The sequence below is a fragment of the Bacillus sp. AM1(2019) genome, assembly GCF_009906915.1.
Taxonomy (GTDB): domain Bacteria; phylum Bacillota; class Bacilli; order Bacillales; family Bacillaceae; genus Bacillus; species Bacillus velezensis.
Map to the genome: position 1 here is coordinate 2,357,820 of NZ_CP047644.1, position 18,004 is coordinate 2,375,823.

Annotated in this window: 22 protein-coding genes and 1 pseudogene; 5 read left to right on the forward strand and 18 right to left on the reverse strand. The window is 45.1% G+C overall.

The window, feature by feature from the left end:
• Window positions 1-50: 50 nt before the first annotated feature.
• The 7 genes and pseudogenes from gpsB to GNE05_RS11625 form a co-directional block, all read right to left on the reverse strand.
• Window positions 51-350 (reverse strand): cell division regulator GpsB, encoded by a 300-nt coding sequence (gene gpsB, locus GNE05_RS11595; protein ID WP_003153541.1) that lies wholly within the window; start codon window positions 348-350, stop codon window positions 51-53.
• 79 nt (window positions 351-429) lie between these two features.
• The gene (locus GNE05_RS11600) at window positions 430-978 is read right to left on the reverse strand and encodes an SLOG family protein (RefSeq protein ID WP_022553049.1); all 549 of its coding nucleotides are present in this window, start codon (window positions 976-978) and stop codon (window positions 430-432) included.
• 88 nt (window positions 979-1,066) lie between these two features.
• A complete protein-coding gene (cotD, locus tag GNE05_RS11605) occupies window positions 1,067-1,303 on the reverse strand; it encodes a spore coat protein CotD (RefSeq protein ID WP_003153539.1) in 237 nt (78 codons plus the stop codon).
• Between the two features lie 83 nt (window positions 1,304-1,386).
• Window positions 1,387-1,494: pseudogene (locus GNE05_RS11610) on the reverse strand (hypothetical protein); the annotation flags it as partial.
• A 121-nt stretch (window positions 1,495-1,615) separates the two neighbouring features.
• Window positions 1,616-2,854, reverse strand: a complete 1,239-nt coding sequence (locus GNE05_RS11615) for a ribonuclease H-like domain-containing protein (protein ID WP_022553048.1) — start codon at window positions 2,852-2,854, stop codon at window positions 1,616-1,618.
• A gap of 19 nt (window positions 2,855-2,873) precedes the next feature.
• Window positions 2,874-5,120, reverse strand: coding sequence for a DEAD/DEAH box helicase (locus GNE05_RS11620; RefSeq protein ID WP_160182831.1), 2,247 nt, complete (start codon window positions 5,118-5,120; stop codon window positions 2,874-2,876).
• A gap of 98 nt (window positions 5,121-5,218) precedes the next feature.
• Window positions 5,219-5,725: a PTS sugar transporter subunit IIA gene (locus GNE05_RS11625; protein WP_012117833.1), complete on the reverse strand. Its 507-nt coding sequence runs from the start codon at window positions 5,723-5,725 to the stop codon at window positions 5,219-5,221.
• Window positions 5,726-5,863: 138 nt separating this feature from the next.
• Here GNE05_RS11625 and GNE05_RS11630 point away from each other — a divergent pair, with 138 nt between their 5' ends.
• Window positions 5,864-6,277 carry an Hsp20/alpha crystallin family protein gene (locus tag GNE05_RS11630; protein ID WP_017418017.1) on the forward strand — a complete coding sequence of 138 codons (414 nt, stop codon included), beginning with the start codon at window positions 5,864-5,866 and terminating at the stop codon, window positions 6,275-6,277.
• A 29-nt stretch (window positions 6,278-6,306) separates the two neighbouring features.
• Here the strand turns inward: GNE05_RS11630 and GNE05_RS11635 are convergent, their stop codons facing one another.
• Window positions 6,307-6,741: a YppG family protein gene (locus tag GNE05_RS11635; RefSeq protein WP_160182832.1), complete on the reverse strand. Its 435-nt coding sequence runs from the start codon at window positions 6,739-6,741 to the stop codon at window positions 6,307-6,309.
• 186 nt (window positions 6,742-6,927) lie between these two features.
• Here GNE05_RS11635 and GNE05_RS11640 point away from each other — a divergent pair, with 186 nt between their 5' ends.
• Window positions 6,928-7,110 (forward strand): YppF family protein, encoded by a 183-nt coding sequence (locus tag GNE05_RS11640; RefSeq protein WP_003153532.1) that lies wholly within the window; start codon window positions 6,928-6,930, stop codon window positions 7,108-7,110.
• 38 nt (window positions 7,111-7,148) lie between these two features.
• On the opposite strand, the gene GNE05_RS11645 is transcribed toward GNE05_RS11640, so the two are convergent.
• Together GNE05_RS11645 and GNE05_RS11650 are read right to left on the reverse strand one after the other, a co-directional pair.
• Entirely contained in the window at window positions 7,149-7,517 is a 369-nt protein-coding gene (locus GNE05_RS11645) for a YppE family protein (RefSeq protein ID WP_007409492.1), read from the reverse strand.
• A 45-nt stretch (window positions 7,518-7,562) separates the two neighbouring features.
• Window positions 7,563-7,808, reverse strand: a complete 246-nt coding sequence (locus GNE05_RS11650) for a DUF5446 family protein (RefSeq protein ID WP_039063257.1) — start codon at window positions 7,806-7,808, stop codon at window positions 7,563-7,565.
• Between the two features lie 205 nt (window positions 7,809-8,013).
• Between GNE05_RS11650 and sspM the strand changes: the two genes are divergently transcribed.
• A complete protein-coding gene (gene sspM, locus GNE05_RS11655; protein ID WP_003153525.1) occupies window positions 8,014-8,118 on the forward strand; it encodes an acid-soluble spore protein SspM in 105 nt (34 codons plus the stop codon).
• A gap of 43 nt (window positions 8,119-8,161) precedes the next feature.
• Here the strand turns inward: sspM and GNE05_RS11660 are convergent, their stop codons facing one another.
• Window positions 8,162-9,124 (reverse strand): DUF2515 domain-containing protein, encoded by a 963-nt coding sequence (locus GNE05_RS11660; protein ID WP_015417701.1) that lies wholly within the window; start codon window positions 9,122-9,124, stop codon window positions 8,162-8,164.
• 41 nt (window positions 9,125-9,165) lie between these two features.
• On the opposite strand from GNE05_RS11660, the gene recU reads away from it, so the two are divergent.
• Window positions 9,166-9,774, forward strand: a complete 609-nt coding sequence (recU, locus tag GNE05_RS11665) for a Holliday junction resolvase RecU (protein ID WP_015417702.1) — start codon at window positions 9,166-9,168, stop codon at window positions 9,772-9,774.
• A 38-nt stretch (window positions 9,775-9,812) separates the two neighbouring features.
• On the forward strand, window positions 9,813-12,587 hold the full coding sequence (locus GNE05_RS11670) for a PBP1A family penicillin-binding protein (protein ID WP_160182833.1): 2,775 nt from the start codon (window positions 9,813-9,815) through the stop codon (window positions 12,585-12,587).
• A 77-nt stretch (window positions 12,588-12,664) separates the two neighbouring features.
• Here GNE05_RS11670 and GNE05_RS11675 read toward each other — a convergent pair whose 3' ends face one another.
• The 7 genes from GNE05_RS11675 to GNE05_RS11705 all read right to left on the reverse strand — a co-directional run bounded on the left by GNE05_RS11675 (window position 12,665) and on the right by GNE05_RS11705 (window position 17,920).
• Window positions 12,665-13,156 (reverse strand): YpoC family protein, encoded by a 492-nt coding sequence (locus GNE05_RS11675; protein ID WP_160182834.1) that lies wholly within the window; start codon window positions 13,154-13,156, stop codon window positions 12,665-12,667.
• Window positions 13,153-13,812, reverse strand: a complete 660-nt coding sequence (gene nth / locus GNE05_RS11680) for an endonuclease III (RefSeq protein WP_007612187.1) — start codon at window positions 13,810-13,812, stop codon at window positions 13,153-13,155. Before nth ends, GNE05_RS11675 begins: the two co-directional genes overlap by 4 nt.
• 18 nt (window positions 13,813-13,830) lie before the next feature.
• A complete protein-coding gene (dnaD, locus tag GNE05_RS11685; RefSeq protein ID WP_003153516.1) occupies window positions 13,831-14,529 on the reverse strand; it encodes a DNA replication protein DnaD in 699 nt (232 codons plus the stop codon).
• Between the two features lie 94 nt (window positions 14,530-14,623).
• Window positions 14,624-15,916: an asparagine--tRNA ligase gene (asnS, locus tag GNE05_RS11690; RefSeq protein WP_003153515.1), complete on the reverse strand. Its 1,293-nt coding sequence runs from the start codon at window positions 15,914-15,916 to the stop codon at window positions 14,624-14,626.
• Window positions 15,917-16,050: 134 nt separating this feature from the next.
• Window positions 16,051-17,232 carry a pyridoxal phosphate-dependent aminotransferase gene (locus tag GNE05_RS11695; RefSeq protein ID WP_007612190.1) on the reverse strand — a complete coding sequence of 394 codons (1,182 nt, stop codon included), beginning with the start codon at window positions 17,230-17,232 and terminating at the stop codon, window positions 16,051-16,053.
• Window positions 17,233-17,254: 22 nt separating this feature from the next.
• Window positions 17,255-17,740, reverse strand: a complete 486-nt coding sequence (gene tseB / locus GNE05_RS11700; protein WP_022553042.1) for a cell wall elongation/penicillin-binding protein regulator TseB — start codon at window positions 17,738-17,740, stop codon at window positions 17,255-17,257.
• Window positions 17,741-17,749: 9 nt separating this feature from the next.
• Window positions 17,750-17,920 (reverse strand): YpmA family protein, encoded by a 171-nt coding sequence (locus GNE05_RS11705; protein ID WP_003153512.1) that lies wholly within the window; start codon window positions 17,918-17,920, stop codon window positions 17,750-17,752.
• Between the last annotated feature and the right edge of the window lie 84 nt (window positions 17,921-18,004).

Sequence of the window (18,004 nt, forward strand, 5' to 3'; positions counted from 1 at the left end):
ACACTTGTTCATTATAAAGCAACTTGTCTCATTTGACAAGTGTATCTGCCTTATTCGTCATAAAGTTTGCTGCCGAATACATGTTTCTCAAGGTTGGACAGCCTTTTCAGAATGTCAAAGTTGGTCGTATTGGACTGCACCGGCTGTTTTTTACTTGCTTCTTCAAGCTGTTTTTTCAGCTGCAGATTTTCCTGCTGCAGTTCTTCAATTTCTTGATGAAAGGTTTCATAATCCTTAATAATCATATCTAAAAATTTGTCAACGTCTTCTTGTCTGTAACCTCTAACGCCTGTTTTAAATTCTTTTTCCAAAATGTCTTTCGCAGAAAGCTTTACTTTATCAGCAAGCATCTTTTTCACCTCATATCGTGAATCATCATGTTATATTTTATTCAGAAACACGTCCCGTTGTCAAATATTCTCTGACGTGTTATGTAAAGAAATCTTCTTCTTCAACGGCGGCACGGAGATCATCCATCGTAATCGAATAAATCGGATATCCGTCTGTTTCACGGCGTTTTTCTGCCTGCTGCAGCATATATTTCGGCGATCCTTCCATTTCAGGATCATATAAAAGCAAAAGCGCATCTGACTTTTCAATAAAGAACGCGTTTTTCTGCCGGAATTGGAGCGGACTTTCGTACGGCCGATGCGTCAGGCTCTCCTCATAATCTGCCTGAGCAAGCATCGCTTCATACATTTCTTTATTCGGCTCCTTCCACTTTTCCTCCTGGCCGTAGAAAGGCGTGATAACGGCAACCTTTAATTCCGGATACTCTTCTCTGAGATCGTACGCCGTTTCTGCCGCCCAAAGCTCAGTCCCCAGCTGTCCTGATATGAGAATCCATTCCAAGCCTTCGTCAAGGAAGCTTCTAAGTCTGGTTTCTATCGCCTTTTTTATATAAACAAGCGCCCGGTCATCCTGTTTAAAAATCCCGAGTTCAAACGGCTTGTATCCTGTTACGGCTAATACTTTCAATTGATCACCTGCTTAAAAAATGGGGCTCCCCATCGGGCCCCATTTTGATTTGCTGATATCCTAACCGATCTTGCTTAAGCGTTCAATACTAATGATCGCAGCAAGGGCTTCCGCACTGAAAATGCTGGTGAGTTGTCGGGTCAACATTTGAAAAAGTGTGCGGATAGTAATGAACGTGCTCAAAGTTGTGGTGATTTACGTTAGTTGTATGTTGCGGATGAATATGCGGCACAACTGTGTTAGAAAAACAATGGTGTTCACAGCAATGAGTCGGATGGACAATCGGCGGCATCACGTTTGGTCTGCAACAATGATGATGAAACATGCTAAATCCCCTCTCCATTAACTTTTATTACACTGTTAGGTTATGAAGAAAAGAGGGTGCATGTTCTAATTCAATCACCCAATTTAAAAGTGCGTCAGCAAGCTGTCTTTAAAATTCGAAAATACAAACGCAATCAAAAAAACCACGACAAAGAACAAGTAAAAAACACCTTTATACATACCAACTCTCCCCTATAAATAACTAACGCTATTTTACAAGATACGGCACCATTCTACAACAAAATCGATGCGGATTCAGAAAAAAATATTTTTGGCGAAACAGCTCGGCTTTTGCGCTTTCCCGGGCAATATTTCAAGAGGAATATTTCCTCTTGAGCCGGGCAATTCTCACATGGAGCTTCTCGGCTTCTTTTTCCGATATTTCCCCGTCTTCTGCCGCCTGCTGCGCGGCCTGCAGAGCTTTTTTGTAATCTTTTGCGTGATGCTCAAAATAGATCGCCAGCTCTACCGCTGATTGGTGTCTGCATATGTGAAGATCAGAGCCCGTCAGTTTCTCCCAAAGGGGCACGGCGTCTTGCCTGCGGTTTTGTTTTTTATAAAGCATTGCTAAGTCAAAAAGGGCCCGATCTGAATCTTCAAAGGCTTTGCCTTGCAGCGCTTCCAGCTGTGAAACAGCCCGATCGGTTTCTTTATGAGCGATAAACCATTTCGCCATGGCGTATGCTTCCTGACGTTCTGACGTCTGATCAGAAGATGCAAAAATCTTTTTTGACATATGGATGTAAAGAGCGATGAGGGAAAGCACATCTTGTTCATTATGCGAGAGCACTCCCTTTAAAAGAGCCGGGTCCTCCGCCTTTAAAAATTGAAAATACAGCATCGGCGCCAAATAACCAGGGGTGTCTTCGTCCCTTTTAAAAGCAAGCTCTTCATTTTCAACCGCAGAAAGCGATACACGCTCTAATTTATGTTTCCAAAGCCGTCTCGCTCCGTGCAGAAGATCAAAGTGTCCGAAGTCAGGAAGTTTCGGAAGCCTGTCCCGCAGCAATGTATGCCTAGTTTTTACCTGAGGCCAGTCAAAGGCTTTTCCGTTATACGTAACAAGAGACGTAATGTCAACCTCACTTAAAAAGCTTTTGTAAAGAGCCGTCTCGTTTCCCGGTTTAGGAAGCAGATGCTGTTTAACCGCGACACGGTCTTCATACACTCTTGCATGACCGAGCAAAAAGATCATATTGCCGGCCCCGCCGCCGAGGCCGGTCGTTTCAGTATCAAAGAAGAACAGCTGGCTTTTTTCGTATCCTTCTGCTGATAAAGTATGTGTCAAACCGCCTTTATTCCATAATGCCATGACGTCATCAAGTTCACTGAAGCTGTACCGTCCGTGACGGTGCGAAAGCGGATAGACGGTTTCGCGGATAAGACAGAATTCATCCTCAAAAAAGAAAGGCTTCACTCCGAATGCCTCCCATTCTTCTCTAAATGGGACTTGAATATCCGGGACCGAAAGTTGTGAAGCTGCCGGCTTTTTTTCAGCTTCCGGCACATTCAGGTGGTTTTTCATCCGCTTTAATTTATTTTTCAAGGACATCTTTCGTCCCCCTTTTCTTTTACACGTAATTCAAGAGCCGGAGTATCGCTTTCTTTGCATCTATTCCTTCTATTTCGGAGCCGATGCAGGAAGGACATCCGTCTTGACATGGACATTGTCTGATCAGGCGCTCAGCCCCTTCATTGATTTCATCAAATCGCTTATATACTTCATCAGCAATTCCGATTCCGCCCGGATAATGATCATACAGAAAGATTGTCGGAAGTCCGGTATGTGCGGCTTTGATTTGCGGCACGACATGCACGTCATTTCGGTCGCACATGACGTATACAGGCACGATATGCTGCAGGACATGGGCAATGCCTAAAAGCAGCTGTTCAAGCGTTTTTTCGCCGATCTCCGAATCCGTCTCTTTCAATTCAAGCCAGGTAGCACTGGTATGCAGTTCTTCTTCTGGAAGATGAATCGGCCCTGATCCTATATTTTCAAATGTCGTCATTTTAATTTTTTTAAATATTGTCGGAAGTGCGTTCACGGTTACATCACCGAAATGTAAGGCCGTTTTCTTTCTGCTGTCCGTTCTGTCAATGTCCAGCACTTTCAGCTGCACCGCTAAATTGGCATCTGTATAATATTCGACATCGACCTTTCGCACGTACGCTTTTTTATGATCCCAATCAAGCTTTTCAACCTGGTACTGCACCCCTTCATGAAGATAAATCGCTTCATCATGAAGAAGCGTCATCGCGCTGAAACGGTCCATTTCTCCGATGATTTTTACATCAGCCGTCTCTGACCGGTCAACGATGACCACGTTTTCCTGTGACGCCGAACGGAGACTGATGTTGGAGGCGGGAAAAGATTCGCTCGCCCAGTGATAGCGTTCGCGGTTTTCGTGAAGCACCCCTTCTTCTTCTAAATACTCGAGAATGTCTCTTGCATCATTTTCTCCGAATGTTTCATCGGCTCTGAAAGGCAGCTCATACGCAGCGCATTTTAGGTGATCGACCAATATAATGAGATTATCAGGATTAATCCTTGCAGATTCAGGCGAGCGTTTAAAGAAATAATCAGGATGGCGCACAATATATTGGTCAATCGGATCAGAGTTCGCCACCATCACGATAAGCGCCTCTCCCTGTCGCCGCCCGGCCCGGCCCGCCTGCTGCCATGCGCTCGCGACACTGCCCGGGTACCCCGTCATCACGCAGACCTGAAGCTGGCCGATATCAACGCCAAGCTCCAGCGCGTTTGTGCTGACAACCCCGAGAATACTGCCGTCTCTTAACCCCCGCTCTATTTCTCTTCTTTCTTTCGGAAGATATCCGCCGCGATAGCCTCTGACAGACTTCGCGCCGATTTCTTTTTTTACGATCTCCTGAATGTGGCTTAAAATAATTTCAACCCGCACACGGCTTCTTGCAAAAACAATCGTCTGGATCTTATTTTTCAAAAAAGTTTTGGCAAGTTCGTTCACTTCCACGGTGGCGCTTTTTCGAATATGCAACGGTTTATTTACAATCGGAGGATTGTAAAAAGCAAAATGCTTTCTTCCGGCCGGGGCGCCGTTGTCGTCAATCAGGCGCACTGATTTTCCCGTCAGCTGCTCCGCCAACTCCCTCGGATTGGCGATTGTGGCGGATGTGCAGATAAATGACGGCTTGCTTCCGTAAAAAGCGCAGATTCTCATTAAACGGCGGATGACGTTCGCCACATGGCTGCCGAATACGCCGCGGTACGTATGTAATTCATCAATGACGATATATTTCAGGTTTTCAAACAGACTCACCCATTTTGTATGATGGGGAAGAATGGCTGAATGAAGCATATCGGGATTTGTGATCACAATATGCCCGGCTTTTCTGACTTTCTGCCTGATGGCCGGAGACGTATCTCCGTCATAGGTGAAGCTTTTAATGTCCATGCCCGTCTCGTCTATGATTTCGTTCAGCTCGCTTTTTTGATCCTGCGCGAGCGCCTTTGTCGGAAATAAATAAAGCGCGCGGCTTGAGGCATCTTCCGCGATAGACTGAAGAACCGGAAGATTATAGCACAGTGTTTTTCCGGAGGCCGTCGGTGTGACAGCCACAATGCTTTCTCCGTTTTGAACCGTCTGAAAAGCGGAGTATTGATGTGTAAAGAGCCGCTCGATCCCCCTCTTTTCGAGAGCCGCCCGAATGTTCGGATCTACTTGCTCCGGCATCGGCATGGTTTTCGCCTCCCTCGGTTCCTCTTCATGCCAATGCACAATATTTTCATGATTTTTTAATTCCTGTATCAGTTCGCTCAGTGATTTTTTCTTCATCGTTCACACCTCTTTATGAGGTACAGTTTACCGAATATTTGTTTGCCTGGCTAGATGAAAATCCTGCACAAGAAAAAAAGCAGGGAATCAGCCCCTGCCTACTTCATTTTTATCGTAAAAAGCTCTGTTTGTCCTTTTTTCGCTTCATTTGCGCCTGCAAATTGCAAAGGTTCTGCGGCATCGCCATTCATAATCACCATAGGGATGACGGTGCTGCTTGCTTTTTCTTTTATTAAATCCAGCCGGCACGTTAAAAGCAGATCGCCTGTTTTCACTTTGTCGCCTTCTTTTACATGCGCTTCAAAGCCTTCACCGTTCATATTGACGGTATCCAAGCCGACATGTATCAAAAGTTCCGCTCCGGAAAGGGTGCGGATGCCGACAGCATGTTTTGTATGGAACAGCTGAATCACTTCTCCCTCAACCGGTGAAACAATGTCTCCGTTTGCAGGCTCGACGGCGATCCCATCCCCCATCATTTTTTGTGAAAATACAGGATCCGGCACTGAAGCCAAATCCATCACCGCTCCGTCAGCCGGAGAAAAAATCACTTCTTCGGCCGGCTTTTTCCGGCTGTCTCCCAATCCAAATAATTTTTTCAGCAATGTGTTGTGCTCCCCTTCCTAAATGTGAATCCGTTACCAGTTTATTCTCCACTATTTAACCATACTTTCTTTTTTCCTTCAATTCTTAACCATACGGCATAACATCGCATAGTCTGTTTGTAAAAAGGCGGTGGTCATATGGATCAATCACAAAACGATAAACTTGATCCGCAAAGAAATGAGGACATCATCAGCCATGCGATGGACCAATTTTTTCACTCAGGTCCCTTCGCAGAATTGATGCAGGGTTTTCAACACCTTGTCAATTCGGCTTTTACTGAAGCGCAAGTGACGATTGACGTCAGAGAAGAGCCGACGGGCCTCGCGGTTGATATCAGCGTTCCCGAGACATTCCGTGACGGGGATATGCTGGTGGAAACGAAAGGGTGCTACCTTCACGTTACAATCCGCTACGATCATAAACAGGCTCATTCATCCCACGTGTCTTCAAGCATGACAAGAACCGTTGTCCTCCCGTATAAGGTGAGTGAAGAAGATATGGAAACATCCTGGAATGAACAGACGCTTACCCTCTTTTTCCCTAAAAAATAAGCATGAATGATGGATATCATTCATGCTTTTTATTTGAAGATACTGGTGAGGCCTTTCACCAGCGATCCGACCTGATTTACGGCGCTTACCATCTGCCCCGTTGTATCCATCATTTTATTAAAGTCAAACTGTCCGTTCGTTTTTTTAAACTGGGAGAGTATGCCTGAGAATTGGGAAGACTGCTGCTGATTCGGTCTGGGAACGGGGTAAGGATTCACAAACCCCGGCTGCCCCCCGGGCATGGCTGCCTGAGGAGGAGAGGGAGCAAACGGCTGCTGCATATGACCGTATTCCTGATTCGGATAAAATTGCTGCGGGTACTGCCCTTGCTGATGATATGGCGGCTGCTGCAATGGCTGTATCTGCTGCGGGTACGGCTGCTGCAGCGGCTGTATCTGCTGCGGGTAGAAATATCCCGCCGGCTGCTGGTACATATTTTGATATGGCTCTGCTCTCCATTGCATATGACATTCCCCCTTGTCTCTCACTAAGTTTCTGCTATATATGTATGAATTCCGCCGTGGTTATGTGCTTTCGGAGATTCTGTTCTTTGTCAAATGCTGTCGAAAGTCTTAATTTTTTAAAAACAGAAAAAAGTCGAATCGTTATGTTACCATAATCTCAACATACATGAGAGGGGATGCACCATTATGAACGTATCATACTTAAGAAAGCGTTTTGCTGAAGTGAAAAAATATGAAACAGATTGTGCAGATAAACTGATGGACTTTGCAAAATTCCTCTATATTCAAGGCCATCTCACCGCAACCGAATTTCGAAACAGTATGAAGGTTCTCGAAGCAAGTGGAGCAGAAAACCCGGCGTATGAATAACATACCCGACCCCTTTATATAAAAGAAGGCAGCCGTTTTCAGCTGCCTTCTTTTTCAATTTCATCCCTTAATATACGAAGCGTATATAAAACAGATTCAGTTAAATCCCTGTATCTTTTTTTATGAATATGATGAACATATGATTGGAGCATCAGCTCTCCGAAATTTTCTGTAACGGCCTGAATTTGTGCGTGATGAACGTATTTCGGACGGTTTTCCTGAATAAACGCAAGCGCTGCTTCTGTCCAAAGCGCGCAAAGCCGGTCTCTTTTTTCAACATCGGGTTTTATAATCTCAAAAAAATCATATGAACGGCCTGACTCTTTTCCATCCTGATACCTTTTTTCGGCTTCCAGAACCGCCTCTATCATTTGTTCTGTCAGCTCCAATAACGACTGTGTCTGCAAACGGACTCACCTCAGTACATATGGTACCAAAGTTTTTGCATAAAATCAGCTGATCCGGCAGGCTCTCGGCAAATCCTTTTTACGCCGGTCAGTCAAAAACAGGTCATCAATACAAACATGAAGCTCCCGCGCCTCTTCCTCAAGGCGGGAAAGTTTCTCCTGTCTGATTTCTTCAGCTTCCGCCTGACAGGATCTGACTGCTTGGGTAAGCGTCTTTTCAGCAGCAGAAATCCGGATTTCAATATCAGAAAGCAGACGGAGAATATCAGCCTTGCTCGTGTAAACAGACATTCATGTTCCTCCCTTTTATCACTTGCGTCTCTTTAGAATATAATTCTCGTTTTCATACCGCTCTCCTCTGCACATGACAAAAGTAGAAGCAGTTCGGCAAACAAACAGAGATTATCCTAAAAGGCGTGCCTTTCGACAAAAAAGTGCCGCAAACTTTGTATGAACCGGCACGTTAATGCAAACGATACAGTTGAGGAGGTGCCGTATGAAAACGAGACCGAAAAATGCAGGTAAACAGCAAAAAACCGAAGCAAAAACGACTGATACGCTTGATAAAAAATTAGGCGGCCCAAACCGCCCTTCCACGTAACACATCAGCAGCCCGAAACCCCAGCGAACGGTTTCGGGCTTTTTCATTTCTTCAGCCACTCTTTAACCGCGAAGAGCGCATGGAGCTCCCGTCTTTTCTGGAAGTACCAGTCCGTCAGTTCAAGCTGTTTCGGCATTTTCTCCTGTAAGAAAGCCCCTTTTCTTAACCTTTTTTGAAACCAATCCGCCCTTTCGCCGTCTAATGGGTGGGCAACAATGGGATAGGTTGTCCTCAGCATCGGTGATGTTCTTTTTTTGATGCCGATCATTTTCTCCATATCAAAGCGTGAACCGGTATGAGGAACGGTATCAAGAAAACGGTAAAAAGAAGCGTGAAGATCAGGGCTGAACAGAAGGCGGGCCAGCTGTTTTCCGAGCGTAATTCTCTCTTCGGTTTTTGAAAACCGTTTGACGGAAATTCCGTATAAATGTCCGTCAATTGAAGGGAATATCACCGTATTAAAGTGAAACCAATCACTTAAATAAAAAGGAATCGTGCCAAAAACATTCTTTTTAAACGAAGGATTTTGTATAATAGGTGCTTGGATAGTGTTTTGTTCATTTATAATAAGAGCATACATGAGCCGTTCCGTATCTCCGTCACGCCAAAAGCGAAACCACTCTTCCTGCATAAAAGCCGAGACGCGGAAATGAGGAAGATGACGGAAAAGAGGTTCGCCGATTTGTTTTGACCACTGGTAGACCAGAAGCTGAGGATAGGCATCAGAAAAAATCAGCCAATTCGCCCTTTCATACGAAAGGAAAAACCAGTTTTTCTGACTGCTGTCAAGGCCCTCCTGATAAAGGACGCCTCTTAAATCAGTCATCGACCAGCCCGCATTGCGGGACACAAAGGATGCCAAAAGCGGCCACTTGATCTCAGGATGGCGGTCATAATATGCTTTATAGGCATTCGTCCGGGAAATATTATCGGCATTTTTTATTTTCGTCTCTTTTTCGATCAGGCGAAGAATGGCGGTTACGGTCTGTCGTTTATGCACGTTCATTCACTTCCGTCACTATTAGTTTGATAAGGAGGATGGAAAAAGTGATTCGGTACCCGAATGGAAAAACTTTTCAGCCGAACAAAACGGTTTCATCCCAAAACAGCCAGAAACGGTCCCATTCATACAGTAATCGCGGCATGACCCTCGAAGACGACCTGAATGAAACGAATAAGTATTATCTGGCTAACCAAATTGCTGTCATTCACAAAAAGCCGACACCCGTCCAAATTGTAAACGTCCACTATCCGAAAAGAAGCGCCGCAGTCATTAAGGAAGCTTATTTTAAACAGTCTTCCACAACTGACTACAACGGCATTTATAAAGGACGCTACATTGATTTTGAGGCAAAAGAAACAAAAAACAAAACGGCATTTCCGCTGCATAATTTTCACGATCATCAGATTGAGCATATGAAGCAGGTGGTCAGGCAAGACGGCATTTGTTTTGTTATTATATCCGCTTTCGGAAAGGTTTATTTCCTCGAAGCCGACAAGCTGTTTGTCTTTTGGGAGAGAAAGGAGAACAATGGCAGAAAATCAATTCGCAAAGACGAATTAGAAGATGCTTCCTTTCCGATTTCTCTTGGATACTCACCGAGAATTGATTATATTAGTATTATTGAACAGCTTTATTTTTCGCAGGAACAGTAGACTGAGCGAAAGGTTGATAAACGAAAGGTTGAGATGTTATGTCAGATCAATTTACGAGCCGTGAAGAACGCCGTAAGGCAAGGCAGACGAAAAGCACTAAGCCCTCTTCACCGAAAAAAGGCAAGAAACAGCGTAAAGGCGGTTTATTCAAAAAGATTGTACTGTCCTTGGTTATTCTGTTTGTCCTTGGCATAGTCGGCGGAGCGGCGGCATTTGCCGTTTTGGTTTCCGGCGCGCCGTCTTTGGACGAAGCCAAGCTGAAAACGCCTTACTCTTCAACGATTTACGATAAAAACGGCAAAGAAATCGCGGAAGTGGGCGGTGAAAAACGAACCTACGTCCCGATTAAGGATATACCCGATGTTGTGAAAGAAGCATTTATCGCAACTGAAGACGCCCGTTTTTATAAGCACCACGGTATAGACCCGATCCGGATCGGAGGCGCCTTGGTCGCCAACTTTACGGATGGATTCGGTTCAGAGGGAGGAAGCACAATCACCCAGCAGGTTGTGAAAAACTCGCTTTTGACCCATCAGAAAACGATTAAACGGAAAGCACAGGAAGTGTGGCTTTCACTGCAGCTGGAGCGCCATTATTCTAAAGATGAAATCTTAGAAATGTATTTAAACAGAATTTATTTCTCACCGCGTGCCTACGGCGTCGGTAAAGCCGCTGAAGAATTCTTCGGCGTAAAAGATTTGAGCAAGCTTACGGTTGAACAGGCGGCGACGCTTGCCGGAATGCCGCAAAGCCCGACCGGATATAACCCGGTTAAAAATCCGAAGGCTTCCGAAAAACGCCGAAACATTGTTCTCAGCTTAATGGAAAAACAAGGATTCATTTCAAATTCTGACTACCAAAAAGCAAAGAAAGTGTCCATGAAAGATGAAGGCGTCGTCAGCCAAAAGGAATACGATAAAAAGGACACAAATAAATACAGCGCTTTTGTCGAAGAAGTTATGAAAGAAATTGAGACAAAAGAAAAGAAAGACGTCGATATTTCAACTGACGGATTGAAAATTTACACGACTCTTGATACGAAAGCACAAGATTATCTTGATCAATTGATGAACGGAGATACAGCCGGCTTTTCGGAAGGCATGCAGGGCGGCGTCACTCTCCTTGATACGACAAACGGAGAAATCCGCGCCATCGGAGCAGGACGGAACAGAACTACCGGGGGATTCAATTATGCAACACAAGGTAAAACCCAGCCCGGTTCAACGATAAAACCGATTCTTGATTACGGCCCGGTCATTGAAAATAAAAAATGGTCGACGTATGAGCAGATTGATGATTCGGCTTATACGTACTCTGACGGCACACCGATTCACGACTACGACAATAAATACAGAAATATGATATCAATGCGAGAGGCCCTCTCAGACTCGCGTAATATTCCGGCTCTGAAAGCATATCAAGCAGCCGGTAAAGATAATGCCGTCGACTTCGCAAATGACTTAGGACTAGGATTAAACAAAGAGAGTGTAACCGAATCTTATTCGATCGGAGGATTTGGTGAGGATAACCGCGGTGTATCTACTATGACAATGGCGGGCGCCTACAGCGCTTTCGGAAATAACGGAACGTACAATGAACCGCATGCGGTCACATCGATTGAATTTAATGACGGCACTAAGCTTGATTTAACACCGAAACCGAAAAGTGCTATGAGCGATTACACGGCATTCATGATTACCGATATGCTCAAAACAGTCGTGCAGTCAGGAACAGGCAGACTGGCTCAAGTACCGAACGTGGAAGTCGCCGGTAAAACGGGTACGACAAACTTTACTAAAGGTGATATTCAAAAATATAACATCGCACAAGGCGGAGTCCCAGACTCATGGTTTGTCGGATACACCCCTCAATATACAGCAGCGGTTTGGACCGGAGTTGAGTCTGGCAACAAAGCAGGTAAGAAATCACTGTCTTCTGCTGACCAGCAAGTCGCAAAACGGATTTTCCAAAAGCTGATCTCATACGTTGATGACGGTAAAGGAAGCTTCAAGCAGCCTGACAGCGTCGTCAAAGAAACGGTTGAGAAAGGCTCGAATCCTGCCGCTTTAGCCGGACCGAATACACCGGATGATAAAAAAGTGACGGAGTACTTCGTGAAAGGAACGCAGCCAACTGCCGTTTCTAAAACGTACACGAAAGAAAAAGCCGATAAACCGACAGGATTGCAAGTGAAATACGACAAAGATAAAAAATCATTAACCTTAAGCTGGAATTATGACGGTGATGCAACATTCAATGTCAAACAATCCGTTGACGGCGGAAGCTACAGTGACATTCAAAACAGTTCGGCAAAAGAAGCCGTCGTCTCAGATGTCACACCAGGCTCCACATACAGCTTCCAGGTGACAGCGGAAAACGATGACGGAAAAAGCGATACGGCATCAGCATCTTTCAAAGTCCCGAAAGATGAAGAAGACGATGCAGATAAAGATAAAGCGACTGACGATGAACAGAAGTCTGATGAAGATAAAGATAAAGACAAGACGCAAACCGATGATTCAAATACAGATGACAATCAAACAGATACGTCAGACGGATCGGATCAAACACCAACTGATGACTCAGATAAAAATCAGGATCAATCCGATAAGGATCAAACGGATAACAACAATCAGAATCAGCCCGGTAACGGGACGGATAACAACGGACAGCAAGATAACGGCTCTGATAATGATTCCGGTTCAGACGGTCCGAAAAATGACAGCGGCCAGAAGGACAATGACCAAGACTCTTCTTCAAATATCAACGGACAGTCCAATTCGTCAACCATCCAGTCAAATTCCGCTCATTAGCGGACGAAATCCTTCACCTCAAACAGGTGAAGGATTTTTTTCATACAAAAAAACCTCCTTATGAGAAAAGGAGGTTTTTAACATTTGTTCATGGCTTCATGTTTATGATATTGCTTCTTCATCTCCGTCATCAATTCATCAAGCTGAATAAACGAGTGATATTGAGTCGGTTTTGTTAAAATAAACGCCATTCGCTCCGCCCAATTGATCGGTTCGGCGGGAAAATGCTTTGTTTCAAGCACAGTCCAGTCGAGTGATGTAACCCGCTCCCCTGCCGTCCAGTGAAAAGCGGCAATCAGACAGGCAATTCCCTTCAGCATGTCATTTTGATCACATCTCGATTTTCTTGTTTGAAAAACGGGAAGCAGCGTTTCTTTCGTTTCGTTCCAGATCTGAAACAGAAACGGGACATATTCGCCCCTTTCCCTCCATGGCTGCACTGTTGGCTGACCGCTGAAATCCATATACAGCGGATGGCGGCGCAGCGCCGTTTTGATCTCGAGCCTTTCCAAGTCCGTAATGCTGCGCAGGTATGTTTCATAGCCTGCCAGAATGTCAATCGCCGTCACCGTTTCACCAGCCCTTTTTTGTCACGCTTCTGCCCTTCTCTGCATAGCGGAAGCAAAGGACATTCCGCACAGCGGGGAGATTGCGCTTTACAATGATACCTGCCGAAAAATATTAATCTGTGGTGCGTAACAGACCAATCCTCTTTCGGCACTTTTTTCATTAATGTTTTCTCTACTTCCAAAACAGAGTCCTTCCAGCGGCAGATACCGAGCCGTTTAGAGACCCGCTCCACATGAGTGTCTACTGCAATCGCAGGTACGCCGAAAGCAACAGACACGACCACATTTGCCGTTTTCCGTCCGACACCCGGCAGATTCACAAGCTCATCCCGGTCTTTCGGCACTTCTCCTCCGTACTCTTCGATGATCATTTTGCTCAGCTTTTGAATATTTTTGGCTTTATTACGGTACAGGCCGATTGATTTAATATCCTGCTGGAGTTCTTCCAGCGATACGGCAAGATAATCTTCGGGCCGTTTATATTTTTGAAATAGCGTTTTTGTCACTCTGTTGACGAGAGCATCCGTACATTGCGCGGATAATGCGACTGCCACAACCAATTCGAAAGGATTTGAATGGACAAGTTCACATTCTGCGTGCGGAAACATATCGCCGATTTTTTCAAGACAATATTCAATCTGCTTTAAATTTAACACGTTTCTCCCCTTCTCATGTTATTGTTCCAGCCAATTGTAAAAAGGCACCTGCCTCGTATACTCTTTTTGCGGATCATTTTGTTTCGTTTGAACACGCCGGAATTTTTGGCTGTGCGCCTTCGCCTGCTCAACCGTTTTGAAGCCGTTCTTTTTCCATTCAAATAAAATCCGGTCAATATAGCGAAAACTGAGTTTCCCCGATAAAACGGCTTCTTTTAAGGCGTGTTTAATCAGAATCGCATCATGCTGATCCTGATCCTGCCATATGGCCAGCGTCTCGCATTCAAGCGGCGACAGCGGTCTTCCGAACTCTTCTTCAAAGATGGTATACAGGCTTTTTTGTTCTCTTTCTGACGTTCTTTCCTGCGTTTCGTTTTGTGAATGCTGCATGTAATCATACAGCTTCGCCCATAACGGCTGCAGAGAATATTTTTCAAACTTTATGCCGTTATGGTCTTCACATTCTTCAATAAACAGAAAACCTTTTTGAATAAACATTCTCAGGCAGCTTGTACATTCTTCAGCAGAGATGGACATGCCTGATTGAAGTTCAAACGGCGTCGGAAAATAAGAGCCCTTTTCCAAATGCATTTTAATCTTCAAAAGCAGGATCAATTCGGTTTCATTCAGCCCGAGCTGCCGGTAATGTGTCAGCAGCAGGTTGGGAATGCTTGAAATGCCGAGTTCCTGCATATCTATAAATTGCTGTTTTTTCATCCTTACACCTCTTACTGTAAAAGGTTATCTCCGGGAGCTTTCCCCTTTACTTAGAAAAAGTCTCCCTTGCAGGAGACTTCGTTTTTCATAACTATTACGGATACAGACGGTTCAGAAGTCTCGGGAACGGAATCGTTTCACGCACGTGAGGCGCTCCGCTGATCCAAGCCACTGTCCGCTCAAGTCCAAGGCCGAAGCCGGAGTGCGGAACAGAACCGTATTGTCTGAGTTCAGCATACCATTTGTAAGCATCTGAATCCAGACCGTGTTCTTTTAATCTTTCTTCCAATAAATCCATATCATGAACGCGTTCTGAACCGCCGATGATTTCCCCGTAGCCTTCCGGAGCGATTAAGTCGGCACATAACACGACATCGTCACGATCTTTGGCAGGCTGCATATAAAACGGTTTTAATGACGTCGGATAATGAGTGATAAACACCGGTTTGTCATAGCTTTCTGCGATCGCTGTTTCATGCGGCGCACCGAAGTCATCTCCCCACTCAATATCGTCAAAGCCTTTTTCTTTCAGGAATTCGATCGCTTTATCGTACGTAATGCGCGGGAATGGCGCTTTGATTTGTTCAAGCTTCGATGTGTCTCTTCCTAATGTGTTCAGCTCGATCTTACAATGTTCCAGCACGCTTTGCACGATGTATGCAACATAATTCTCCTGAACTTCAAGGTTTTCTTCAAATTCAACAAATGCCATTTCAGGCTCAATCATCCAGAATTCGATGAGATGGCGTTTCGTTTTCGATTTTTCCGCTCTGAACGTCGGTCCGAAAGAGAATACTTTTCCGAGCGCCATTGCAGCTGCTTCCATATACAGCTGGCCGCTTTGAGACAAGAAGGCGTCTTCATCAAAATATTTCGTCGCGAACAGCTCAGTCGTGCCTTCCGGAGCGCTTCCCGTCAAAATCGGCGGATCAACTTTCACGAAGCCTTCTTTGTTGAAAAATTCATAAGTCGCACGGATGATTTCGTTGCGGATTTTCATAATTGCGTGCTGGCGTTTCGAACGGAGCCATAAATGTCTGTGATCCATTAAGAATTCCGTACCGTGCTCTTTAGGCGTAATCGGATAATCAGTCGCTTCGTGAATGACTTCAATGGATGTAACAGCAAGCTCATAGCCAAGCGGTGAACGCTCGTCCTCTTTCACAATTCCTTTTACATAAAGTGACGTTTCCTGCGTCACTGATTTCGCGATTTGGAAGATGTCTTCTTCTACTTCAGCTTTGACGACAACTCCCTGAATGAAGCCGGTACCGTCTCTCAGCTGTAAAAATGCGATTTTACCGCTTGAGCGTTTATTAGCGACCCAAGCTCCAATCGTTACTTCCTCGCCTGTGTGTTTATACACTTGGTTGATTGTTGTTTTCAAACTCTTTCCCTCCAGAACAAGAAAGACATTCAGGAATCTGCCTGAATCTCTTTTTTCATCACTTTATTATACCCGTTCTACTCTAACGGGGTCAATGCAAGTGAAAAGCGGCTTTAAAAGCCGCTTTTTCAGAATCAGCTGTGTTTTTCCGTGAAGCGGCGGATTCTTTCGACCGCTTCTTCTAAAAGATCAAGTGACGTTGCGTAAGATAAACGGACGTTGTCCGGTGAGCCGAAGCCCGAGCCCGGCACGATGGCGACTTTTTCTTCTTCCAGAAGCGCCTTGACGTATTCATCGACATCTTTGAATCCGCAGTTTTCTGCGGCCGCTTTGGCGTTAGGGAACAAGTAAAACGCCCCTTCAGGCTTGACACAGGTGAATCCGGGAATTTCACTGAGCTGAGCGTAAATGGTGTTCAGTCTGTGCTCAAATGCCTGTCTCATCTCTTCCAGCGGCTCAGCCGGACCGTTATAGGCCGCAATGGCGCCGTATTGAGCGATGGACGTCGGATTTGATGTGCTGTGGCTCGCAAGGCTCGTCATCGCTTTAATAATCGTCTCCGAACCCGCCGCATAGCCGATCCTCCAGCCCGTCATGCTGTGAGATTTCGAAACGCCGTTAATGATGATCGTCTGCTCTTTCAATTCATCTGAAAGCTGTGCGATTGAGACGTGTTTTTTTCCTCCGTATGTAAGCTTCTCATAAATCTCGTCGGAAACGATCAGAATGCCATGCTCCAGACACACTTTTCCAAGTTCCGCAAGCTCTTCTTTCGTATACATAACACCTGTCGGGTTGCTCGGTGAATTGATAATGAGCGCTTTTGTTTTCTCGGTGATAGCCTGCTTCAGCTGCTCCGGTGAAATTTTAAACTGATTGGATTCCAGCCCTTCTGCATAGACGGGACGCCCCCCTGCCAGTTTCACCTGCTCAGGGTAGCTGACCCAGTAAGGAGTCGGTATAATCACTTCGTCCCCTTCATCAAGAATGACCTGAAATAATGTATACAGAGCGTGTTTCGCTCCGGTGCAGACAATGATTTCTGACGGCTTATATTCAATCCCCTGATCGTTTTTGAATTTTTTTGCGATACTGTCTTTCAGCGCCGGCAGACCGCCTGAAGGCGTATATTTTGTGTGGCCTTCATTCATGGAACGCACCGCGGCATCTATAATGTGCTGAGGCGTATTAAAATCCGGTTCTCCTGCTCCGAGGCCGATGACATCATGGCCTTCTGCTTTCAGCTCTTTCGCTTTTGCAGTAATTGCAAGTGTTGCAGACGGTGTTAATGCGGATACTCTTTTTGCCAATTTCAACTTGAACTCCCCCTAATACGTCTCACGGTGTGATGTTTTTGAGAATCTTGCCGCTTGTAAAGTCCACATAGCTAAAGCTATACTGCCCGCTTTTGTTGATATAGGTCACTTCCCATAACGGAACATTGTTTTCTCTCGCCGGGTGAACGCCATTCAGCTTGGAAACAAGCCCTTCGTCCCGAACGATCTTGGCAGCCTTGCCGCTTGAAATGCCGTCACTGGCTTTTTTTGAGAGGATTTTTGCTTTTTTGTCGGCCGGAACCCATACATACATATCTTTTCCATGTTTATCCGTTCCGGTAACAACATAATATTTCTGTTTGCCGACAAAGGTCTCCACTTTCTCAGCATCTGTCAGATCCGTTTTTTCTTTAGCGGCTGCGGCAGCTGTTTCGTGGCCTTCTTCTTTTTGAGCCATTGCAGATTTAAAAATGCCGGCCGAAAATAAAAGAACTGCTAAAAAAATAATACCAAATACGGCTGTAAATATTAATGCTTTTTTTCTCATCTTTTTCACCTATGTACGATAAATGGTGAAGACCGCTTCATTTTGATTTTCTTCGTCGAGCGCAAGGCCGAACATCAGATTGTCCCGTTTCAAAGTCCGGTTTAATGTATCGACGATTTTATATAAATCATCTGAATGCTCCACATTAATCGTTGACAGAATTTCAATTTTGCTTTCCATTTTTATACCCTCCATCGGTCGAACAAATTTTGTTAGTCATAACGGGATGCGCCCGCGGCATAATAAAATCACAAGGCGGCATGA

Bases quoted from the DNA above. Each gene is read 5' to 3' on its own strand.
- GNE05_RS11640 (WP_003153532.1), top strand. From the start codon at position 6,928: ATGAACGTATCATACTTAAGAAAGCGTTTTGCTGAAGTGAAAAAATAT.
- cotD (WP_003153539.1), bottom strand. From the start codon at position 1,303: ATGTTTCATCATCATTGTTGCAGACCAAACGTGATGCCGCCGATTGTC.
- GNE05_RS11620 (WP_160182831.1), bottom strand. From the start codon at position 5,120: ATGAAGAAAAAATCACTGAGCGAACTGATACAGGAATTAAAAAATCAT.
- GNE05_RS11705 (WP_003153512.1), bottom strand. From the start codon at position 17,920: ATGGAAAGCAAAATTGAAATTCTGTCAACGATTAATGTGGAGCATTCA.
- GNE05_RS11660 (WP_015417701.1), bottom strand. From the start codon at position 9,124: ATGAACGTGCATAAACGACAGACCGTAACCGCCATTCTTCGCCTGATC.
- GNE05_RS11630 (WP_017418017.1), top strand. From the start codon at position 5,864: ATGGATCAATCACAAAACGATAAACTTGATCCGCAAAGAAATGAGGAC.
- GNE05_RS11635 (WP_160182832.1), bottom strand. From the start codon at position 6,741: ATGCAATGGAGAGCAGAGCCATATCAAAATATGTACCAGCAGCCGGCG.
- gpsB (WP_003153541.1), bottom strand. From the start codon at position 350: ATGCTTGCTGATAAAGTAAAGCTTTCTGCGAAAGACATTTTGGAAAAA.
- sspM (WP_003153525.1), top strand. From the start codon at position 8,014: ATGAAAACGAGACCGAAAAATGCAGGTAAACAGCAAAAAACCGAAGCA.
- GNE05_RS11650 (WP_039063257.1), bottom strand. From the start codon at position 7,808: ATGTCTGTTTACACGAGCAAGGCTGATATTCTCCGTCTGCTTTCTGAT.
- GNE05_RS11615 (WP_022553048.1), bottom strand. From the start codon at position 2,854: ATGTCCTTGAAAAATAAATTAAAGCGGATGAAAAACCACCTGAATGTG.
- tseB (WP_022553042.1), bottom strand. From the start codon at position 17,740: ATGAGAAAAAAAGCATTAATATTTACAGCCGTATTTGGTATTATTTTT.
- dnaD (WP_003153516.1), bottom strand. From the start codon at position 14,529: ATGAAAAAACAGCAATTTATAGATATGCAGGAACTCGGCATTTCAAGC.
- GNE05_RS11670 (WP_160182833.1), top strand. From the start codon at position 9,813: ATGTCAGATCAATTTACGAGCCGTGAAGAACGCCGTAAGGCAAGGCAG.